The following is a 14,535-nucleotide window of genomic DNA, read 5'->3' on the forward strand; positions in this document are numbered from 1 at the left end:
GCCGCGAAAGACGAGAGTGTCGATGAGCCTGCTAGCCCGCTCCGGCCAGCAGCCGTAGGCGGTGGACAGCGCGCCCCCGGTCCGCCATGCTGCCCTGGCGATCACGCGCCGACGGTGGCTGCATTGTGTGAGAGGTGGGGATTGGTGGAGCAATCGCAGGTCGAGGTTATGCCGCCGGAGCGCATCCGCTACCGGTATACGCGTCTCCAACACGTACTGCCTGTTCTGCCCCTCCTTGTCGTCGTCTGGGCCACGAAGGTCTGGGATTGGATGACCTGGAAGCCCGCCGGGGCCGAGATAGCCGAGTCGTTTGGCATGTGGGGCACCATGCTGTTCGTGCTGTTGATCACCGGGCAGTACTTCGGCGTCACTCTCACGGAGTCGACGGCCATCGTGCACAACCTCCGCCGCCGGACCATCCAGTGGTCGGACGTCCAGGCCATTCGTATCGAACGCTTCCAGGGGGCCCAAATCGTTGTGATCTACGAAGCGGGTGGCCGTCGTACTCGCCTGCGGGCACCAATCACCGGCTTCCTCTGCTGGGATCGCGGGTTCGAGGAGAAGTTCGACACCATCGGCAGGTGGTGGCTGGACCACCGCGGCCCGGATTGGGCGCCTGTCCTGCTTCCGGGAGCGCAGTTGAGCGGCCCACCGCTTCCCGACGGGAACCCTTTCGGGTCCCCCACGTAGTCGGCGCCGGGGCCTCGTAGCGGCGGAATGGCCGTCGCTGACCGATCTGGCTGGAGCTACGGATCAGAAAGTGTCCGTGCCACAGCCGCGCCGGATCGGGCGGGGACTCACGGGGAACTGCGTCTGCTGGCGGAGGCCACAGCCAGCAGACGCCGAAGTCGGCATCCCGCAGGTCAGGCCCCAACTCGCCCCACCACACTCCTAACGCGGTGCTCCAGCTATCGCAGTGTCACACTTCCGCCCCCACTCTGTGGTCGTGGACGAGGATATGCATGACCTTGCATTGTGGCTCGAGTCGAAGCGTCTGATGATCCACCCCCATACGGACATCCAGGTTCTGCAGAGTCTCATCTCCGAGGATGAGGATCCGCTGTTGCTTGCCCTGTACGACGACATCAGTGATCCCCGATCCGTCGCGGTCGCCCGTGCACAACAGCGTGCGGGCGGACAGCGACGCCGGCGGTTGCGGCGGCTCGCAACTCGCGGGGCACAAGCCACTGACATCACTTGCTGACATCAACGGCGGCGGTCGGCCGCGGACCCAGCTGGCAATCGAAGTCCTCAGCCCCCTCCGAGATCTTGAGGTTGCCCAGGTCGCCGACGGCCGCGATCGAACTCCTGAAGCGGATGTCATCGCACCACGGAGCGCCCTCCCGGGGCCGTCTCGGGGCCGTGGAAGGGCGCTCAACGGTGACCAACGCTGACAACTGCCGACAGCTCAGCAGCAGGTAACGGCGTCGTTCGATGATGTGACCGCAGGTCGGAGACCCGGCGTGTTTCACTTCTTCGGCTTCCGACTTCGTCACTTACGCCCGCACAGCGCACTCGGAAAGTGAGCGCTGTGCGGGCGTAAGCTTGTTTTATGGACGAGATCACCCGGCGGGAGGGCGCCGGCAGCCTGCCCTTCGACGTGTTCTCCCGGCAGTGCCCCTCGCGCGGCACGCTGGAACATGTCACCGGACGCTGGGGCAGCCTGACGCTGACCGCGCTCCACGATTCCGGCGCCCGCTTCAACGAACTGCGCCGCAGGGTCGACGGCGTGAGCGAGAAGATGCTCTCCCAGACGCTTCACGCGCTGGAGCGGGACGGCCTCGTCCGCCGGGAGGCACAGCCCACCAACCCGCCACGCGTCGACTACTCGTTGACCCCGCTGGGGCACGAGGTCGCCGGCCGGCTGCTCGGGCTGATCCAGCTGGTCGAAGGCCGGATGCCCGAGGTGCTGGACGCCCGCAGCCGCTATGACGAGGCCCGCCCGGGGCAGGGCCTCCGGCCCTAGCCCGTGACGCGCGGCGGCCGCTGGCAGCGGGGGCAGAAGTAGCTGGAACGGTTCATCCACGGACGGCGGCGCATCGGCGTGCCGCAGCGGTGGCAGGGCTCGCCCTCGCGTCCGTAGGCGTGGAGCGACCGGTCGAAGTAGCCCGACTCCCCGTTCACATTGACGTAGAGGCTGTCGAAGCTGGTGCCGCCCTGGTCCAGCGCCGCGTTCATCACGTCCCGGACGTGTCCGAGCAGCTCGGCCGATGTGGGCCGGGTCAGTGTCGCGGTGGGCCGGTCGTAGTGCAGCTTCGTACGCCAGAGCGCCTCGTCCGCGTAGATGTTGCCGACGCCGCTGATCAGCGACTGGTCGAGCAGGGCACGCTTGACCGTCGTACGGCGCAGGCGCAGCGCGGTGTGGAACGCCGCATCGTCGAACGCCGGGTCCAGCGGGTCGCGGGCGATGTGCGCGATGGGGTCGGGCAGCCCGTCGGCGGTGTTCTCGTGGAGCGACAGCCCGCCGAAGGTCCGCTGGTCGACGAAGCGCAGCTCGGTGCCGAGCGTGTCGTCGAAGCGGATCCGTATCCGCAGGTGCTTCTCGTCGGGGGCGTCCTGCGGCTGTACGAGCAGCTGGCCGCTCATGCCGAGGTGACCGAGGAGCGAGGAGGACACCTCGTCCAGCGGCACCCAGAGGTACTTGCCGCGGCGCATGGCCCTGCCGAGGCGGCTGCCGCTGAGCCGGGCCGCGAAATCCGTGGAACCCGCGACATGGCGGCGGACCGCACGCGGGTGCAGGACCTCGACGCCGGCGACCGTACGGCCGGTGATCCAGCGGTCGAGACCGCGCCGTACGACTTCGACCTCGGGCAGCTCGGGCACGGGGCAGCTCCTTCAGATCCTTCGGAACAAGGGTACGTACCTGTCCTTGAAACCCGGACAGCCGGACGTCCGGACACGGCAGACCCCCCGGTGCCCAAGGGCACCGAGGGGTCGATGTGTCAGGCCGGAGCGACGTCGGTGGACGGGTCGGCAGGGGTATCGGCGGCCCCTCCGTCGGCGGCGGCCTTGGCCGCAGCCTCCCGTTCCTCGGCGGCGGCGCTGATCTCGCGCCAGGCGGACTCGGCCGCCTGCTGCTCCGCTTCCTTCTTGCTACGGCCGGTGCCGGTGCCGTACGAGACACCACCGACGCGAGCAGCAGCAGTAAAGGTCTTCTCGTGGTCCGGACCGGTCTCCGTGACGAGGTACTCGGGGACCCCGAGGCTCTCGCTCGCGGTGAGCTCCTGGAGACTGGTCTTCCAGTCCAGGCCGGCTCCGAGGTTGGAGGACCTGTCGATCAGCGGGTCGAAGAGCCGGTGGACCAGCTCCGAGGCCGCGCTGAGGCCCTGGTCGAGATAGACCGCGCCGATCACCGCTTCAAGGGTGTCGGCGAGGATGGACGCCTTGTCCCTGCCACCCGTGCCCTCTTCACCCCGGCCGAGCCGGATGAAGGAGCCGAGTTCGAGGCCGCGGCCCACTTCCGCCAGTGCACGCGAGTTGACCACCGCGGCCCGCAACTTGGCCAGCTGGCCTTCGGGCAGGTCGGGGTGGGTGCGGTACAGCGTGTCCGTGACCACCAGGCCGAGCACCGAATCCCCGAGGAATTCGAGCCGCTCGTTGGTGGGCAGACCGCCGTTCTCGTATGCGTACGAACGGTGGGTCAGCGCACGCACCAGAAGGGCGGACTCGAGGTGATACCCGAGCCGCCCTTCCAGAAGCGTGTGGGACGAGGCTGTGTTGACGTTGTCTGCCTGCTTCTTGGCGTGGGACAACTCAGACATCGGGCCTCTCACCAGCCGCTCAGACCTCGAGGACCTGGCGCTTGTTGTACGTGCCGCAGCTCGGGCACGCGATGTGCTGCAGCTTCGGCTCCTGGCAACGCTCGCACGAAACCAGGGTGGGGACCGCAGCCTTCCACTGCGACCGGCGGTGGCGCGTGTTGCTGCGCGACATCTTCCGCTTCGGAACAGCCACGGCTACTTCTCCTGCTTCTCGTCGACGCCCGCTTCGGCGCCGCCCATGTTGTCCTTCTCGCCGTCCGAAACGGTCTCGGCGAGTCCTTGCAATGCCGCCCAACGAATGTCGAAGGCATCGTGGTGGTGACCGGGATTCTCGTCCAGCCTGATTCCGCATTCGGAACACAGACCGGCACAGGTCTCCCGGCACACCGGCTGCATCGGCAGTGCGAGCACCACCGCATCACGCAGCACTGGCTCGAGGTCGAACAGGCCGTCCTCGATGAAGAGCCTGTCCTCGTCGTCCTCGGCGTCGTCGGCCGGTTCCGCTTTGGCGCGGCCCCGGTCATCGGCGTCAGGGTACGAGAACATCTCCTGGAAATCCGCCGCGACCTCTTGGCGCAGCGGCTCCAGACACCTTACGCACTCCCCTTCGGCCGACGCACGGGCGGTGCCTGTGACAAGCACCCCTTCCATGACCGATTCGAGGCGGAGGTCCAGTTCCACGGGTGCGCCTTCCGGCACACCGATGACCCCGTCGATACCGAGGTCCTGGGGGGCGTCCACCGAGCGGGTCAGCCGCAGGAGGGCACCGGGACGCCGACCCAGCTCGTGCGTATCGAACACGAGAGGGTTGCGGTGGTCGAGGTGGCCGTTCAGGGCTTTTCCTGCTTTCGAAATCGTGTGCATGGCGCATCGCGCACCGTGGGGAGGGGCCGACCGGTTCGGAGTCGAAGCGGGCAGCCTGGATCGCAGTCATACGCGCGACCGAAAAGCCAGGATACTGGACGCGTAAGCCTGCTCCCAATCGGGTCCGACTTCCGGCCCCGAATCGGCCGCAACCGACCGCAACCGGTCAGCGACCCTGCTCGTACCGGCGGAGCTGGTCGAGGTCGATCATGCTGGTGTCGAACAGGCTGGTCTCGTCGAGGTCGCTCTCGCCCTGCGGGTGGAGTCCCTGCTGCTGGTGCATCTGCTGCTCCGGGAGCGGCTGGTGCTGCCAGCCGTCGTACCCCTGCGCCTGCAGCTGCACCTGGCCCTGGTCGTAGCCCTGCTGCTGATAGGCGGCGTAGGGGTCGGGCTGCTGCTGGTAGCCATACATGTCCTGCTGGGGCTGTTCCTGGTACGCGTACGTCTCCGCGTAGCTCGGCTGGGCCTGTGCCGGGAAGTGCGGCTGGACCTGCTGGGGCAACGGCTGCGGCTCGGGGGTGGCGAGCTCGGCGAGACCGGCCCAGTGGTCCTCGTCGCTGGTGTGTCCCTGGCTGCCCGCGGCGTCCTGGGCGGCCATGTGCGCGCCGAGTTCGTCGGTGGCGACCCGGCCGTGCAGCTTCTGCCGGCCGCGGCCGACCGCCTCCAGAGTCTTGGCAAGCACGGCCTCGAAGGCGCCGAGCTTGGTGTCGACGTACTCGTCCGCGCGGCGCTGCAGCGTGGCCGGATCGGTGCTGCGCTCGGGGGCCTCGGCGAAGTCCGGGTCCTCGTACCCCTGCTCGTCGAAGGGCTGGCCGCGGCCGAGGAGCTTCTCGCGGCCCCGGTCGACCGAGCCGATGGTCTTGGTGAGGACGACCTCGAAGTTGGCGAGCTTGCTGTCGACGTACTCGTCGGCCTCGGCGCGTACCTCGTCGGCCTCCCGGCGCGCCTCGTCCAGGATGCGGTCGGCCTCGGTCTGCGACTGCCGGGCGATCTCGGTGTCCGAGATCAGCGAGCCGCGCTGGGCGTGAGCGGTCTCGATGATCCGCTCGGCCTCCTGGCGGGCCTGCTCCACCAGCTGCTCCCGGCCGCCGAGGAGCTCCTGGGCGTGGGCGAGCGAACCGGGGAGGGCCTCGCGTACCTCTTCGAGCATCGCGAGCAGCTCGGCGCGGTTGACCACGCACGACGCCGACATGGGCATGGAGCGGGCATTCCCGACCACTTCGACGATCTCGTCGAGCTTCTTCTGCACGTCCACCGTGTGCTCGCCACTCTCTACTGCTGATTGGAGACGGACGGGACGACTGTACGGCCAGTCGGCGCCCGTCCGACACCTGGTGACGGGCAGTCAGTGGTTCACTGCTGGGCGAGCCGGTCCACGAGGGCCCGGTGGACCAGCGGCGGCAGCAGGTGGGAGACGTCGCCACCCCAGGTCGCGACCTCCTTGACCAGGGAGGACGACAGGAAGCTGTAGGTGGGGTTGGTCGGCACGAAGAGCGTTTCGACGCCGGAGAGGCCGTTGTTCATCTGGGCCATCTGCAGCTCGTAGTCGAAGTCGCTGACGGCCCGCAAGCCCTTCACGATGGCCGGGATGTCGCGCTGCTTGCAGAAGTCGACGAGCAGGCCGTGGAACGACTCGACCTGGACGTTGCCGAAGTCCGCGGTGACCTGGCGGATCAGCTCGATCCGCTCGTCGACCGTGAACAGGCCCTTCTTGGACTGATTGATCATCACCGCGACATGTACGACGTCGTACAGCTTCGAGGCGCGGCCAATGATGTCGAGGTGGCCATTGGTGATGGGGTCGAACGACCCCGGACAGACGGCGCGGCGCAACTTGAGTCCCTCGCTCTCCGGTGCGGTCATCGTGCGTCTTCGCACGTAGAGGCGGCGCGACCGTACCAAAGCGTTCCCTCGCCGTAGCGACGGGCCCGCAATGGCTCGAATCCCTCGGGCCAGTTGAATTCTCCGCCTCTGGTGCTCCGTTCCACGGTGACGAGGGCATCGTCCGTGAGCCAGCCCTGGGCGCGGAGTGTGAGCAGTATCTCGCCAAGATCGTCGTCGGTGACGGCGTACGGCGGGTCCAGGAAGACGACGTCGTACGGGTCCGTCGGCGCCGGTCCTGTCACGATCTGTTCGGCTTTGCCGCTACGGACCTCGGCGCCGGGGAGGCCGAGCGCGCGGACGTTGTCACGGACCGTGCGGACGGCCCGGGTGTCCGCCTCGACGAGCAGGGCATGGACCGCGCCGCGGGAGAGCGCTTCGAGGCCGACGGCGCCGGAGCCCGCGTACAGATCCGCGATGCGGATGCCCTCCAGGGTGCCGAGCAGCGCCTCCCAGGTGGAGAAGAGGCCCTCGCGTGCACGGTCGGAGGTGGGGCGGGTGCCGGTGCCGGGCGGGACGGCCAGGCGGCGTCCGCCGGCCGAGCCGGCGATCACGCGGGTCATGGGTGTCTGGTCCTCGGGTCGGGGGTGGTCCGCCGGACGGGGCGGGCGCCGTGCGTCCCACGATATGGCGTCGGGGCCGTTCGGGCCCGGGGGCCCCGGCGGCCCGCGGGTCTCTCCCGTGCCCGGGGGACCGCCGTCTCCCGCTCCCGGCCGCCCGCGGGTCTCCCCTGTGCCCGGCGCGTGTCGTCCGCGGCACTCAGCCCTTGTCGAGGTACTCCTCGCGCTCCTTGTCGAGCAGGGCGTCCAGGGCGGTGCGCAGCTCCGGCAGGTGCGTCAGTTCCGGATCGGCGGTGACGACGGCGACGGCCTCCTCGCGGGCAGCGGCGATGACCTCCTCGTCGTCGATGACGGTGAGCACCCGAAGGGAGGAGCGGACACCGGACTGGGCCTGGCCGAGGACGTCGCCCTCGCGGCGCTGTTCGAGGTCGATCCGGGACAGTTCGAAGCCGTCCAGGGTGGCGGCGACGGCGGAAAGGCGGGCGCGGGCGGGGCTCGCCTCGGGCGCCTCACTGACCAGCAGACACAGGCCGGCCGCGGAGCCACGGCCGACGCGGCCGCGCAACTGGTGCAGCTGGGAGACACCGAACCGGTCGGCGTCCATGATCACCATCCCGGTGGCGTTGGGGACGTTCACCCCGACCTCGATGACGGTCGTCGCGACGAGGACGTCGACCTGGCCCGCCGCGAAGCGGCGCATCACGTCGTCCTTGTCGTCGGGGTTCATCCTGCCGTGCAGTACGGCGATGCGCAGGCCTGCGAGGGGACCCTTGGTGAGCTGATCGGCGATCTCCAGAACCGCTAGCGGCGGACGCTTCTCGCCGTCCTCCTCGGTGGCCTTCTTCTTGTTCTTCTTCTCGGTCTCGTCGTCGGCGTCGTCGCCGATCCGCGGGCAGACGACGTACGCCTGATGCCCGCTCTCCACCTCCTCGCGGACCCGCTCCCAGGCCCGGGTCAGGAAGTGCGGCTTGTCCTTGGCGGGGACGACATGACTGGCGATCGGCGAGCGGCCGGCCGGCAGCTGGTCCAGGACGGACGTCTCCAGGTCGCCGAAGACGGTCATGGCGACCGTCCGGGGAATGGGCGTGGCGGTCATGACCAGCAGGTGCGGCGGCTGCTTGCCCTTGGAACGCAGGGCGTCACGCTGCTCCACACCGAAGCGGTGCTGCTCGTCCACGACGACCAGCCCCAGGTCGTGGAACTGCACCTTGTCCTCGATCAGCGCATGCGTGCCGATCACGATCCCGGCCTCACCGGTGACCAGGTCCAGCAGCGCCTGGCGGCGGGCCGCCATGCCCATCGACCCGGTGAGCAGCACCACCTTCGTCCCGAGGTCGGAGCCGCCCAGCATCCCTCCCTCGGCCAGCTCGCCCATCATTTCCGTGATGGACCGGTGGTGCTGCTGGGCGAGCACCTCGGTGGGGGCGAGCATCGCGGCCTGTCCGCCCGCGTCGACGACGGCGAGCATGGCGCGCAGTGCGACCAGCGTCTTCCCGGACCCGACCTCGCCCTGCAGGAGCCGGTGCATCGGGTGCTCGGTCGCCAGGTCGTCGAAGATCTCCTTGGAGACCTTCTCCTGGCCCTCGGTGAGGGTGAACGGCAGCTTGGCGTCGAACGCGTCGAGCAGCCCTCCGTGGGCGGGGACCCGCGCCACCGCCGGGAGCTGGGTGTCCGCGAAACGGCGACGGGCGAGCGCCACCTGGAGGACGAACGCCTCGTCCCACTTCAGCCGGTCCCTGGCGTCGGCGATGTCCGCCTTGGTCTGCGGGCGGTGGATCTTCAGGAGTGCCTCGGGCAGAGAGGTGAAACCGCGCCCCTCGCGCAGCGACGGCGGCAACGGGTCGACGGCGTCCCGGGCGCTGGGCAGCACCGTGTCGACGGCCTTGGCGATCCGCCAGGAGTCGAGCTGCTTGCAGGCCGGGTAGATGGGCAGCAGCCGGCCGGCGAATGCGTCCACCGCCTCCGTGGTCTCGTCGGCGTCCGTGGCGTCGAGCAGCTGATAGGTGGGGTGGGCCAGCTGCATCTTCCGGTTGAAGACCGAGACCTTGCCGGCGAACATCGCCCGGCGGCCGGGCAGCAGCTCCTTGTGCGGCTTGTGCACCCCGTGGCCGAAGAAGACCAGTTGGAGCCGGCCGCTGCCGTCGGTGAGGGTCACCTCCAGGCGCTTGCCCCTGCCGTTGTTGAACACCATGATCCGGGCGTCCGCGACCTGCGCCACGACCGTCACGTGCTCGTCCAGCGGGAGGTCGCCGAGCGTGGTGAGCTGGCCGCGCTCCTCGTACCGCCGCGGGTAGTGGTGCAGCAGATCACCGACCGTGTGCAGGTCGAGGTGTTCGGCCATCACCTTCGCGGTGGCACCGCCGAGCAGCTTCCTGAGGGGTTCATCGAACGCAGACACGCGATCCATTGCACACCACACCACTGACAGAAGTCGCCCGCACCACCGGAATCCCCTGGTCGGATACGTGTCCCCGCCCCTAGGATCGGACCCCGCTCCTCGCTCGCGATCGCCCTCCGCGGGATCGCCCGACCCGCGCCGTCGCCCGTCCCCCCACCGGCGCTGCGACGATGACATCTGAGACCTCAGCGAACTCCGCAGCCCCCGATCCGTCCTCCGGATCCACCTCCGGCCCGTCCCGTGAGTCCCCTTCCGCCCGGTCGCCGCACACCTTCCAGGTGGACCTGCGCGGACTGGTCGACCTCCTCTCCCATCACCTCTACTCCTCTCCCCGCGTCTACCTGCGCGAGCTGCTGCAGAACGCCGTGGACGCCCTCACGGCCCGGCGCGCCGAGCAGCCGGACGCGCCCACGCTGGTACGGCTGTACGCCTCCGGTGGGCGGCTGCGGATCGAGGACAGCGGGATCGGTCTGACCGAGACCGATGTGCACAGCCTGCTCGCGACGATCGGCCGCAGCTCCAAGCGTGACGGTGTCCAGGGACTGGCCTCGGCGCGTGCCGAGTTCCTCGGTCAGTTCGGGATCGGGCTGCTCGCCTGCTTCGTCGTCGCGGCCGAGATCCGGGTCGTCAGCCGGTCGGCCCGTACGCCCGCCGCGCCTCCCGTCGAGTGGTGCGCCCGCGACGACGGCTCGTACACCGTCCGTACCCTCCCGGACAGCGCACGCCCCGAGCCCGGCACCACCGTGCATCTGGTCGCCCGCCCCGGCAGCGCGGACTGGCTCACCGAGGAGCGGGTCCTCGCGCTCGCCCGCGACTTCGGCTCGCTGCTGCCGTACGACGTACGGGTCGGCGACGCCAAGGTCACCGCTCTGCCGGCGCCGTGGGACCGCCCGTACCCGAGCCCTGCGGGGCGGCGGGTGGCGCTGGCCCGCCACTGCCACGAACAGTTCGGCTTCTCGCCGCTCGACGCGATCGATCTGGATCTGCCGCTGGCCGGGATCCGCGGTGTCGCGTACGTCCTGCCGTCGGCCGTCAGCCCGGCGCAGCGTGCGGGCCACCGGGTGCATCTCAAGGGGATGCTGCTGACCGACCGCGCCGACGAACTGCTGCCCGACTGGGCGTTCTTCGTGCGGTGCGTCATCGACACGGACAGTCTGCGGCCCACCGCGTCACGGGAGGCGCTGTACGCGGACGAGACCCTTGCCGCCGTACGGGAGGCGCTCGGCGAGCGGATCAGGGACTGGCTGACCGGACTGGCCGCAGGAGATCCCGAGCGGCTGGCGGATTTCCTGTCCGTGCACCACCTGGGGGTGAAGTCCCTGGCCCGGCACGACAACGCCATGCTGCGGACGATGCTGCCGTGGCTGCCGTTCGAGACGACGGACGGCCGGCTGTCGCTGGAGGAGTTCGCCCGGCGCCATCCCGTGGTGCACTTCACCCGGACCGTGGAGGAGTACCGGCAGGTCGCGCCGATCGCGTCCGCGCAGGGCATCGGAGTGGTCAACGGCGGCTACACGTACGACACCGAGCTGGTCGAACGGCTGCCGTCGGTGCGGCCGGGAACGGCGGTCGCGGAGCTGGACGCCGATACCGTCACCGCGCATCTGGACACGGTCGATCCGGCCCAGGAGCTGGCGCTCGGCTCGTTCCTGGCCGCGGCCCGCGCCCGACTCGACCCGCTGGGCTGCGACGTGGCGCTGCGCGCCTTCCATCCGCTGACCGTGCCCGCGCTGCACCTCGACGACCGGTCGGCCCGCCACGAGCAGGCCCGCGCCGACACGCAGGAGCAGGCGGACGACCTGTGGGCGGGCATCCTCGGCTCGCTGCGCGGAAGTGCGCCGCGCGCCCGGCTCGTACTGAACCATCTCAATCCGCTGGTCCGCCGGATCGGTTCCCTGGACACCCCGGAACTGGCGGCGACCGCCACGGAGGCGCTGTACGGGCAGGCGCTGCTGATGGCGCAGCGGCCGTTGCGGCCGGCCGATTCGGCGCTGCTGAACCGGGCGTTCATCGGGCTGCTGGAGTGGGCCGCGCCCCCGGCCCCCGCACAGCCGCAGAACCCCGCCCGTCCGCAGGAGGACGACCGATGAGCTCCGGCATCTCGACGATCCGGCAGGCGCTGCGGGACAACTACCAGGAGCCGGAGGGCCCGGCCCGCAACGCCCGTGCGGAACAGCTGCTCTCCGAGGCCGAACGGACGGGGGACGTGCCGCTCCTCGTCGAGGCGCTCACCAACCAGCTGCAGGCGTACAACTACAGCTCGGAGAAGGACAAGATGTTCGTCCCCTTCGCGCGCCTGCTGCGCATGTGGGACGAGCAGCCGGGAAGTTTCGACCGGGTCATGACCCACCATCTCTTCTGGATGTTCAAGTGGGTGTCCAGTTCCATGATCGATCAGCCGCACATCCCGCTCGCCTCCATCGAGAACTGGCAGGGCGAGATGGCACGCCGCTACCGGCTGGCCGGGCATTCCGAACGGGCCGTGCGCCAGGGCGAGCTGCAGATCGCCCGCCATCTCGGCGATCTTGAGCGGGCCGAGCGGGCGTACGCCGCGTGGCAGGCGGCCGACCGGGACCGGATGGCCAACTGCCACGCCTGCGAACTGCACGGCCAGGGCGCCTGGCAGGTGCACCGGGGGCTGGACGAGGAGGCGCTCGACACCTGGCGGCCGGTCCTCGAAGGGGAGCACACCTGCGCCCATGAGCCGCATGCCGTGCTGGCGGCCTCGCTGCTCCCGCTGCTGCGCACCGGCCGGGCCGAGCAGGCGCGCGCCCACCATCTGCGCGGGTACCGGATGGTCCGCCCGATGGAGTCCATGCGGGATTCCGCCGCGCTGCACATCGAGTTCTGCGCGCTCACCGGCAATGAGGCGCGGGCCCTGGAGATCCTCGCCGAGCGGCCCGCCTACTTCACCGCCACCGGGAACCCCGACTCCCTGATGGACTTCCTGGCCGTGACCGCCCTGCTGATGGACCGGCTGACCGCGCTGGGCCACGGGGACCAGCCGGTGCCGGGGCCCGCCGGTACCGACCGGACCGCGCGGGAGCTGGCCGGACACGCCCGCGAGGAGGCGCTCGCGCTCGCCGCCCGTTTCGACGAGCGCAACGGCAATACGCAGGTCAGCGGCCTGGTGCGGGAGCGTATGAACCAGCAGCCGCTGCTGGACCGGCTGCCGCTCGGGGTACGGGCCGCGCGGCCGGTCACGACGGTCGCGGAGCCGGTCGCCATCGTCGTTTCGGGGCCCGCCGTGGACGCCTCGGCCGGCCTTCCCGGGCTGCTCGCCGAGGCCCGCCGTCTCTCCGACGCCCAGCACCCGGACGCGGGGCCCGCCTGGCAGGCCGTCGCGCGCGCGGCCGACGGTGCGCAGGAGCTCTCCGACCACGACCACGCCTGCATCGACGACCACCGTGCAATGGACGGCACGCTTCCGCCCGCGGCGGCGCGGGAGCTGTTCCTGACCGCCGCGGAGCTGTACGGGGCGGCGGGCGATCCGGGCGAGGCCACGGGCGCGGCCGCTCGTGCCGCGTACGCCCGCTCGCTGGAAGCCGGGCACGCGGCCGACGCCCTCACGGAGGTCGCGGACCTCGTGGACCGGGCCCTCGCCCTGCACGCGGAGGGCCGGGCCACCGCCCGCCAGGCCGGCGGCGTGCTGGTCTGCCGTGCCCGGATCCTCGATCAGCTGGTGCTCGCCGCGCCGGACGAGCCGTCGGCCGAGGCCGCCGTCGACGCGCTCGAAGAGGGGGTCCGGGACGTGCTCGCCTTCACCGAACCGCTGGGCGCGCAGGCCGGGGTGGCCACCCGGACCGCGGAAGCGGTGGGTCTCCTCGGCGACATCGCGGCCTACCGGGGCGACGGAGCGCTGGCGGGCGAGCTGTACGCGCGAGCAGCCGCCGGCACCCACGCCGCCGGACTGCCCTGGTACGCCGTCGCGTACGAGACCAAGGCCTCCCGGATCGCGGTCGGACTCCACGACCATGCGACGGCCGAGCGCACCGCCCGCGCGGCTCTGGAGCACGGCGCGGCGTTCGTACCCGCACCGGGCCGTGCGCGGCTGCATCTGCAGCTCGCCGAAGTCCTCGGCGGTACCGGGGAGTTCACCGAGGCGACCGAGCACGCGCTCGATGCCGCGCACTGGGCGGACGAGGCGGGCGAGAGCGGCGGCCTCGGGGTGTACGCCCGGCATCTGCTGGGCGGTTGGCTGCTTCAGCTGGGGCGGGCGGCGGAGGCGGCAGCCGTGCTGGAGGCCGTGCTGCCCGTCATCACGGCCGACGACCACGGCGACGGCATGGTCGTCCAGACGCTGTGGTGGCTCGGCGACGCGCTGACCGCGCTCGGCGAACCGCGGGAGGCGGCCGGGCACTGGCTGGGTGCGGCGGACATCGCTCGGTCCTGGCCCGAGCAGCGCGACCACGCGATGCTCGCCAACCTCGCCGGGCAGGCGCTGTACCGGGCCGAGCTCAACTCCCAGGCAGAGAAGGCGTATGCGAGGGCCGGAGAGCTGTGGCGCGAGCTGGGCGACGTCCATGCACTGGTACAGACGCTGCGGGTGCGGGCCTGGATCGCGGTCCGGAAGGGGCAGCCGGGACCGGCGGCGGCGCGGGCCTTCATGGCCGTGGCGGAGCGTGAGTGCGAGGCGGCGCTGCAGGCCGCGGAGCCGGAACAGGTGCCCGGGCTGCGGGCGGAGCTCGCGGACACCCACCGCCAGACCGGCGAACTGATCGCCGACGCCTGCGAGGGCGGACCGGACGAGGACGACGACGGCCGTGCGCGTACGGCCTACGAGGAGGCGCTCGCCCACGTCGTCCGGGCCGTCGCCGGCTTCACCGAGGCCGGGCCGGACTTCCTCGGCCGGCGGACGGCGGCGGAGCTGATGGCCGCCTGGCTGGAGGCGGACCTGGGCCGACGCGAGGAGGCACGGGCAAGGGCGCGGGGGGTGCTCGCGGCGTACGGGGGCGCGGACGAGGACGAGACGGCGCGGGCGCGGCGGGCGGAGGCGGAATCGGTACTCGGGTACGTGGCCGAGGACCCGGGGGCGTAGGGAACGGGCCCGCCCGGCAGCCGTTCTCGTCTT

13 protein-coding genes are annotated in these 14,535 nt (G+C 70.8%); 5 read left to right on the plus strand and 8 right to left on the minus strand.

Annotated features, from left to right (window positions below):
* Nucleotides 1-144 precede the first annotated feature (144 nt).
* The 3 genes from OG878_RS12535 to OG878_RS12545 all read left to right on the plus strand — a co-directional run bounded on the left by OG878_RS12535 (nucleotide 145) and on the right by OG878_RS12545 (nucleotide 1,966).
* Nucleotides 145-690 (plus strand): hypothetical protein, encoded by a 546-nt coding sequence (locus OG878_RS12535; RefSeq protein WP_328886870.1) that lies wholly within the window; start codon nucleotides 145-147, stop codon nucleotides 688-690.
* A gap of 256 nt (nucleotides 691-946) precedes the next feature.
* Nucleotides 947-1,204: a hypothetical protein gene (locus OG878_RS12540; protein WP_328886871.1), complete on the plus strand. Its 258-nt coding sequence runs from the start codon at nucleotides 947-949 to the stop codon at nucleotides 1,202-1,204.
* Nucleotides 1,205-1,552: 348 nt separating this feature from the next.
* Nucleotides 1,553-1,966 carry a winged helix-turn-helix transcriptional regulator gene (locus OG878_RS12545; RefSeq protein WP_328886872.1) on the plus strand — a complete coding sequence of 138 codons (414 nt, stop codon included), beginning with the start codon at nucleotides 1,553-1,555 and terminating at the stop codon, nucleotides 1,964-1,966.
* On the opposite strand, the gene mutM is transcribed toward OG878_RS12545, so the two are convergent.
* The 8 genes from mutM to recG all read right to left on the minus strand — a co-directional run bounded on the left by mutM (nucleotide 1,963) and on the right by recG (nucleotide 9,473).
* Nucleotides 1,963-2,823 carry a bifunctional DNA-formamidopyrimidine glycosylase/DNA-(apurinic or apyrimidinic site) lyase gene (mutM, locus tag OG878_RS12550; RefSeq protein ID WP_328886873.1) on the minus strand — a complete coding sequence of 287 codons (861 nt, stop codon included), beginning with the start codon at nucleotides 2,821-2,823 and terminating at the stop codon, nucleotides 1,963-1,965. The genes OG878_RS12545 and mutM overlap by 4 nt on opposite strands.
* 119 nt (nucleotides 2,824-2,942) lie before the next feature.
* Entirely contained in the window at nucleotides 2,943-3,761 is an 819-nt protein-coding gene (gene rnc / locus OG878_RS12555) for a ribonuclease III (RefSeq protein ID WP_328886874.1), read from the minus strand.
* Between the two features lie 19 nt (nucleotides 3,762-3,780).
* On the minus strand, nucleotides 3,781-3,954 hold the full coding sequence (rpmF, locus tag OG878_RS12560) for a 50S ribosomal protein L32 (RefSeq protein ID WP_003965982.1): 174 nt from the start codon (nucleotides 3,952-3,954) through the stop codon (nucleotides 3,781-3,783).
* Nucleotides 3,955-3,956: 2 nt separating this feature from the next.
* Nucleotides 3,957-4,625 (minus strand): YceD family protein, encoded by a 669-nt coding sequence (locus tag OG878_RS12565; RefSeq protein ID WP_328886875.1) that lies wholly within the window; start codon nucleotides 4,623-4,625, stop codon nucleotides 3,957-3,959.
* Between the two features lie 166 nt (nucleotides 4,626-4,791).
* Nucleotides 4,792-5,880, minus strand: a complete 1,089-nt coding sequence (locus OG878_RS12570) for an ATP synthase F0 subunit B (protein WP_328886876.1) — start codon at nucleotides 5,878-5,880, stop codon at nucleotides 4,792-4,794.
* Nucleotides 5,881-5,978: 98 nt separating this feature from the next.
* A complete protein-coding gene (coaD, locus tag OG878_RS12575; RefSeq protein WP_277329857.1) occupies nucleotides 5,979-6,458 on the minus strand; it encodes a pantetheine-phosphate adenylyltransferase in 480 nt (159 codons plus the stop codon).
* Between the two features lie 26 nt (nucleotides 6,459-6,484).
* Complete coding sequence (gene rsmD / locus OG878_RS12580) at nucleotides 6,485-7,069, minus strand: 16S rRNA (guanine(966)-N(2))-methyltransferase RsmD (RefSeq protein WP_328886877.1); 585 nt, start codon at nucleotides 7,067-7,069, stop codon at nucleotides 6,485-6,487.
* 196 nt (nucleotides 7,070-7,265) lie between these two features.
* Entirely contained in the window at nucleotides 7,266-9,473 is a 2,208-nt protein-coding gene (recG, locus tag OG878_RS12585) for an ATP-dependent DNA helicase RecG (RefSeq protein ID WP_328886878.1), read from the minus strand.
* 161 nt (nucleotides 9,474-9,634) lie between these two features.
* Here recG and OG878_RS12590 point away from each other — a divergent pair, with 161 nt between their 5' ends.
* On the plus strand, nucleotides 9,635-11,554 hold the full coding sequence (locus tag OG878_RS12590; protein WP_328886879.1) for an HSP90 family protein: 1,920 nt from the start codon (nucleotides 9,635-9,637) through the stop codon (nucleotides 11,552-11,554).
* Entirely contained in the window at nucleotides 11,551-14,502 is a 2,952-nt protein-coding gene (locus OG878_RS12595; RefSeq protein ID WP_328886880.1) for a tetratricopeptide repeat protein, read from the plus strand. The genes OG878_RS12590 and OG878_RS12595 overlap by 4 nt, the downstream gene beginning before the upstream one ends.
* Nucleotides 14,503-14,535: the final 33 nt, after the last annotated feature.

The organism is Streptomyces sp. NBC_00316 (assembly GCF_036158715.1).
In the GTDB taxonomy this organism is placed as follows: domain Bacteria; phylum Actinomycetota; class Actinomycetes; order Streptomycetales; family Streptomycetaceae; genus Streptomyces.

Coding starts and splice junctions, on each gene's coding strand:
- OG878_RS12545 (WP_328886872.1), top strand. CDS start 1,553: ATGGACGAGATCACCCGGCGGGAGGGCGCCGGCAGCCTGCCCTTCGAC.
- rnc (WP_328886874.1), bottom strand. CDS start 3,761: ATGTCTGAGTTGTCCCACGCCAAGAAGCAGGCAGACAACGTCAACACA.
- OG878_RS12565 (WP_328886875.1), bottom strand. CDS start 4,625: ATGCACACGATTTCGAAAGCAGGAAAAGCCCTGAACGGCCACCTCGAC.
- rsmD (WP_328886877.1), bottom strand. CDS start 7,069: ATGACCCGCGTGATCGCCGGCTCGGCCGGCGGACGCCGCCTGGCCGTC.
- recG (WP_328886878.1), bottom strand. CDS start 9,473: ATGGATCGCGTGTCTGCGTTCGATGAACCCCTCAGGAAGCTGCTCGGC.
- OG878_RS12590 (WP_328886879.1), top strand. CDS start 9,635: ATGACATCTGAGACCTCAGCGAACTCCGCAGCCCCCGATCCGTCCTCC.
- OG878_RS12595 (WP_328886880.1), top strand. CDS start 11,551: ATGAGCTCCGGCATCTCGACGATCCGGCAGGCGCTGCGGGACAACTAC.